At 51.4% G+C, this 5,438-nt stretch carries 2 tRNA genes and 2 rRNA genes; all 4 read right to left on the bottom strand.

Annotated features, from left to right (window positions below):
- A 23S ribosomal RNA gene (locus tag ACQ5ES_RS11620) occupies positions 1 to 2,892 on the bottom strand; the annotation flags it as partial.
- A 276-nt stretch (positions 2,893 to 3,168) separates the two neighbouring features.
- Positions 3,169 to 3,244 (bottom strand) — tRNA-Ala (locus ACQ5ES_RS11615).
- Between the two features lie 260 nt (positions 3,245 to 3,504).
- Positions 3,505 to 3,581: transfer RNA gene (locus ACQ5ES_RS11610), tRNA-Ile, on the bottom strand.
- A 100-nt stretch (positions 3,582 to 3,681) separates the two neighbouring features.
- A 16S ribosomal RNA gene (locus ACQ5ES_RS11605) occupies positions 3,682 to 5,238 on the bottom strand.
- Positions 5,239 to 5,438: the final 200 nt, after the last annotated feature.

Below are 5,438 nucleotides of genomic sequence, written 5' to 3'. Positions count from 1 at the left end.
TTAAGCCTCACGGGCAATTAGTACGGGTTAGCTCAACGCATTACTACGCTTCCACACCCCGCCTATCAACGTCGTCGTCTTCAACAACCCTTCAGAGCACTTACGTGCTAGTGAGAGCTTATCTTGAGGCTCGCTTCCCGCTTAGATGCTTTCAGCGGTTATCGATTCCGAACGTAGCTACCGGGCAGTGCCATTGGCATGACAACCCGAACACCAGCGGTTCGTTCACTCCGGTCCTCTCGTACTAGGAGCAACCCCTCTCAACTCTCAAACGCCCACGGCAGATAGGGACCGAACTGTCTCACGACGTTCTAAACCCAGCTCGCGTACCACTTTAAATGGCGAACAGCCATACCCTTGGGACCGACTACAGCCCCAGGATGTGATGAGCCGACATCGAGGTGCCAAACACCGCCGTCGATATGAACTCTTGGGCGGTATCAGCCTGTTATCCCCGGAGTACCTTTTATCCGTTGAGCGATGGCCCTTCCATTCAGAACCACCGGATCACTATGACCTACTTTCGTACCTGCTCGACGTGTCTGTCTCGCAGTTAAGCTGGCTTGTGCCATTACACTAACCGTACGATGTCCGACCGTACTTAGCCAACCTTCGTGCTCCTCCGTTACTCTTTGGGAGGAGACCGCCCCAGTCAAACTACCCACCAGGCACTGTCCTCAATCCCGATAAGGGACCTAAGTTAGAACATCAAACATACAAGGGTGGTATTTCAAGGATGGCTCCACATCAACTAGCGCCAATGCTTCATAGCCTCCCACCTATCCTACACATGGAGGTTCAATGTTCAGTGCCAAGCTGTAGTAAAGGTTCACGGGGTCTTTCCGTCTAGCCGCGGGTACACCGCATCTTCACGGCGATTTCAATTTCACTGAGTCTCGGGTGGAGACAGCGTGGCCATGGTTACACCATTCGTGCAGGTCGGAACTTACCCGACAAGGAATTTCGCTACCTTAGGACCGTTATAGTTACGGCCGCCGTTTACCGGGGCTTCGATCAAGAGCTTCGCTTACGCTAACCCCATCAATTAACCTTCCGGCACCGGGCAGGTGTCACACCCTATACGTCCACTTTCGTGTTTGCAGAGTGCTGTGTTTTTAATAAACAGTCCCAGCCACCTGGTCACTGCGGCCAGCTCCAGCTCCCCCCGCAAGGGGTTCACTAGCTCTGGCGTACCTTCTCCCGAAGTTACGGTACTATTTTGCCTAGTTCCTTCACCCGAGTTCTCTCAAGCGCCTTAGTATTCTCTACCTGACCACCTGTGTCGGTTTCGGGTACGGTCAATATATACCTGAAGCTTAGAGGCTTTTCCTGGAAGCAGGGCATCAACAACTTCGCACCCTTAGGTGCTCGTCTCGTATCTCAGTCTCTCACTTAAGAGAACGGTCCGGATTTACCTAAACCGTTAACCTACTTACTTTCACCGGGATAACCAACACCCGGCTTGCCTAGCCTTCTCCGTCCCCCCATCGCAGTATATATCGGTTCAGGAGTATTAACCTGATTCCCATCGACTACGCCTCTCGGCCTCGCCTTAGGGGCCGACTTACCCTACCCTGATTAGCATGGGATAGGAAACCTTGGTCTTCCGGCGTGGGAGTTTTTCACTCCCATTATCGTTACTCATGTCAGCATTCGCACTTCTGATACCTCCAGCAGACTTCTCAATCCACCTTCAACGGCTTACAGAACGCTCCCCTACCCCACATACATAGTATGTAGCCGCAGCTTCGGTGCATGGCTTAGCCCCGTTACATCTTCCGCGCAGGCCGACTCGACTAGTGAGCTATTACGCTTTCTTTAAAGGGTGGCTGCTTCTAAGCCAACCTCCTAGCTGTCTGAGCCTTCCCACATCGTTTCCCACTTAGCCATGACTTGGGGACCTTAGCTGGCGGTCTGGGTTGTTTCCCTCTTCACGACGGACGTTAGCACCCGCCGTGTGTCTCCCGGATAGTACTCACTGGTATTCGGAGTTTGCATGGGGTTGGTAAGTCGGGATGACCCCCTAGCCCAAACAGTGCTCTACCCCCAGTGGTATTCGTCCGAGGCGCTACCTAAATAGCTTTCGGGGAGAACCAGCTATCTCCGGGCTTGATTAGCCTTTCACTCCGAGCCACAGGTCATCTCCTAATTTTTCAACATTAGTGAGTTCGGTCCTCCAATTGATGTTACTCAATCTTCAACCTGCCCATGGCTAGATCGCCCGGTTTCGGGTCTATACCTTGCAACTAAGCGCCCAGTTAAGACTCGGTTTCCCTACGGCTCCCCTATACGGTTAACCTTGCTACAAAATATAAGTCGCTGACCCATTATACAAAAGGTACGCAGTCACCCTCACGAAGAAGGCTCCTACTGCTTGTACGTAGACGGTTTCAGGTTCTATTTCACTCCCCTCGCCGGGGTTCTTTTCGCCTTTCCCTCACGGTACTGGTTCACTATCGGTCAGTTGGGAGTATTTAGCCTTGGAGGATGGTCCCCCCATATTCAGTCAAGATAACACGTGTCCCGACCTACTCGTTTTCACATTCATGGCATCGTCGTGTACGGGACTATCACCCTGTATCGTCAAGCTTTCCAGCTCGTTCCACTAACACCATGATTGCTTAAGGGCTAATTCCCGTTCGCTCGCCGCTACTAGGGAAATCTCATTTGATTTCTTTTCCTCCGGGTACTTAGATGTTTCAGTTCTCCGGGTTCGCTTCCTTAACCTATGAATTCAGTTAAGGATAGTGTGCAAGCACACTGGGTTTCCCCATTCGGAAATCCATGACTCATGCGGCTCTTACTGCCTCATCATGGCTTATCGCAAGTTAGTACGTCCTTCATCGCCTCCAACTGCCTAGGCATCCACCGTCTACGCTTCGTCACTTAACCATACAACCCGAAAGTGTCTAACTTTCAAATTATATGGGCTGTTCTCGATGCTATACACAAGTTCGATACGCCTCTACCAAATATGGTTGATTCAAGTAGAGTGGCATTTCATTACTTTATTACAATCAGCTTGTTCATATTGTTAAAGAGCGTGTAACACAAAGTTACCGGTAAAAGCTTTGCCTTCACTGTAGCCCGTAGTTCTACTACGGGGTCAGCCATCACCCGTAGTAGAACTACGGGCTACAAAGCGCTTAACGCTAACTTCAAGAGAAATGGTGGAGCCAAGCGGGATCGAACCGCTGACCTCCTGCGTGCAAGGCAGGCGCTCTCCCAGCTGAGCTATGGCCCCCTAATGCTTGCCTAAACCACCGATAGCCGCGTTGCGCGCTTCGTTCAATCGGTCACATACCATCGAGGTATGCTCCCTCAATCACTCAACGTGCGCCTTGCTCTCGGCGCTTTAGCCTGCGCGTGCTGACATCAGGGAAACCCCTTTTTCAACATCGCGACAAACTTGATAAGGGAATTTTGAGGGGCTGACAAGGCGGGAAGCCGTGAAGCATACATCAGTATGCGAGGGGCTTTCCAACGCAGCTCAGGCGCTCAAAATGGTGGGTCTGAGTAGACTTGAACTACCGACCTCACCCTTATCAGGGGTGCGCTCTAACCAGCTGAGCTACAGACCCAGTATCCGCTAAATCTGCCAATGGCAGACCCAGTTTCTCTTGTTACATCTACCAAACCAGGCAATCTGTGTGAGCACTTAACTTCTTCAAGGCTGTTTCATAAGGAGGTGATCCAGCCGCAGGTTCCCCTACGGCTACCTTGTTACGACTTCACCCCAGTCATGAACCACACCGTGGTGATCGTTCTCCCTAAGGTTAAACTAACCACTTCTGGTGCAGCCCACTCCCATGGTGTGACGGGCGGTGTGTACAAGGCCCGGGAACGTATTCACCGTGGCATTCTGATCCACGATTACTAGCGATTCCGACTTCACGGAGTCGAGTTGCAGACTCCGATCCGGACTACGACGCACTTTTTGAGATCCGCTTGCTATCGCTAGCTTGCTTCCCTTTGTATGCGCCATTGTAGCACGTGTGTAGCCCATCCCGTAAGGGCCATGATGACTTGACGTCGTCCCCACCTTCCTCCGGTTTATCACCGGCAGTCTCCACAGAGTTCCCACCTTTACGTGCTGGCAACTGAGGATAAGGGTTGCGCTCGTTGCGGGACTTAACCCAACATCTCACAACACGAGCTGACGACAGCCATGCAGCACCTGTCTCAGTGTTCCCGAAGGCACTAATCTATCTCTAGAAAATTCACTGGATGTCAAGGGATGGTAAGGTTCTTCGCGTTGCATCGAATTAAACCACATGCTCCACCGCTTGTGCGGGCCCCCGTCAATTCATTTGAGTTTTAACCTTGCGGCCGTACTCCCCAGGCGGTCAACTTAGTGCGTTAGCTGCGTTACTCACCTTGTTTATAAGACGAACAACTAGTTGACATCGTTTACGGCGTGGACTACCAGGGTATCTAATCCTGTTTGCTCCCCACGCTTTCGTACCTCAGCGTCAGTTTTTGACCAGGTGGCCGCCTTCGCCACTGGTATTCCTTCCTATATCTACGCATTTCACCGCTACACAGGAAATTCTACCACCCTCTTCAAAACTCGAGCTTGCCAGTTCAAAATGCCATTCCCAGGTTGAGCCCGGGGCTTTCACATCTTGCTTAACAAGCCGCCTACGTACGCTTTACGCCCAGTAATTCCGATTAACGCTTGCACCCTCCGTATTACCGCGGCTGCTGGCACGGAGTTAGCCGGTGCTTCTTCTGTGGCTAACGTCAATCGTTGCAGCTATTAACTACAACGCCTTCCTCACCACTGAAAGTGCTTTACAACCCGAAGGCCTTCTTCACACACGCGGCATGGCTGCATCAGGGTTTCCCCCATTGTGCAATATTCCCCACTGCTGCCTCCCGTAGGAGTCTGGGCCGTGTCTCAGTCCCAGTGTGGCTGATCATCCTCTCAGAACAGCTAGAGATCGTCGCCTTGGTGAGCCTTTACCCCACCAACTAGCTAATCTCACTTGGGCCCATCTTTAGGCGTGAGGCCCGAAGGTCCCCCACTTTGGTCCTTTCCGTTAAAGAAAGGACATTATGCGGTATTAGCCACAGTTTCCCGTGGTTGTCCCCCACCTAAAGGCAAGTTCCCAAGTATTACTCACCCGTCCGCCGCTCGTCAGCAAAGAAGCAAGCTTCTCTCTGTTACCGCTCGACTTGCATGTGTTAGGCCTGCCGCCAGCGTTCAATCTGAGCCATGATCAAACTCTTCAGTTTAAAGTGTTTAATCGACCCATTGAATCAATGACTTAATAAATCTTAATTTGTTAAGCACTTTTCCAATCAGTCAGGTGGTTCCTTTCTCTTAAGATAAATCCTAAGGAATGAACCTCGCATCCGAAGATGCTTTTTCTCTGCCTGAATCCGGTAAGTGCCCACACAGTTTGCTTGGCTTGGTATATTGTTAAAGAGCGTTC

The sequence above is a fragment of the Pseudidiomarina xizangensis genome (genome assembly GCF_052541995.1).
The sequence above is the reverse complement of the archived record's forward strand: the minus strand, read 5'-3'. Positions and strand labels throughout refer to the sequence as shown.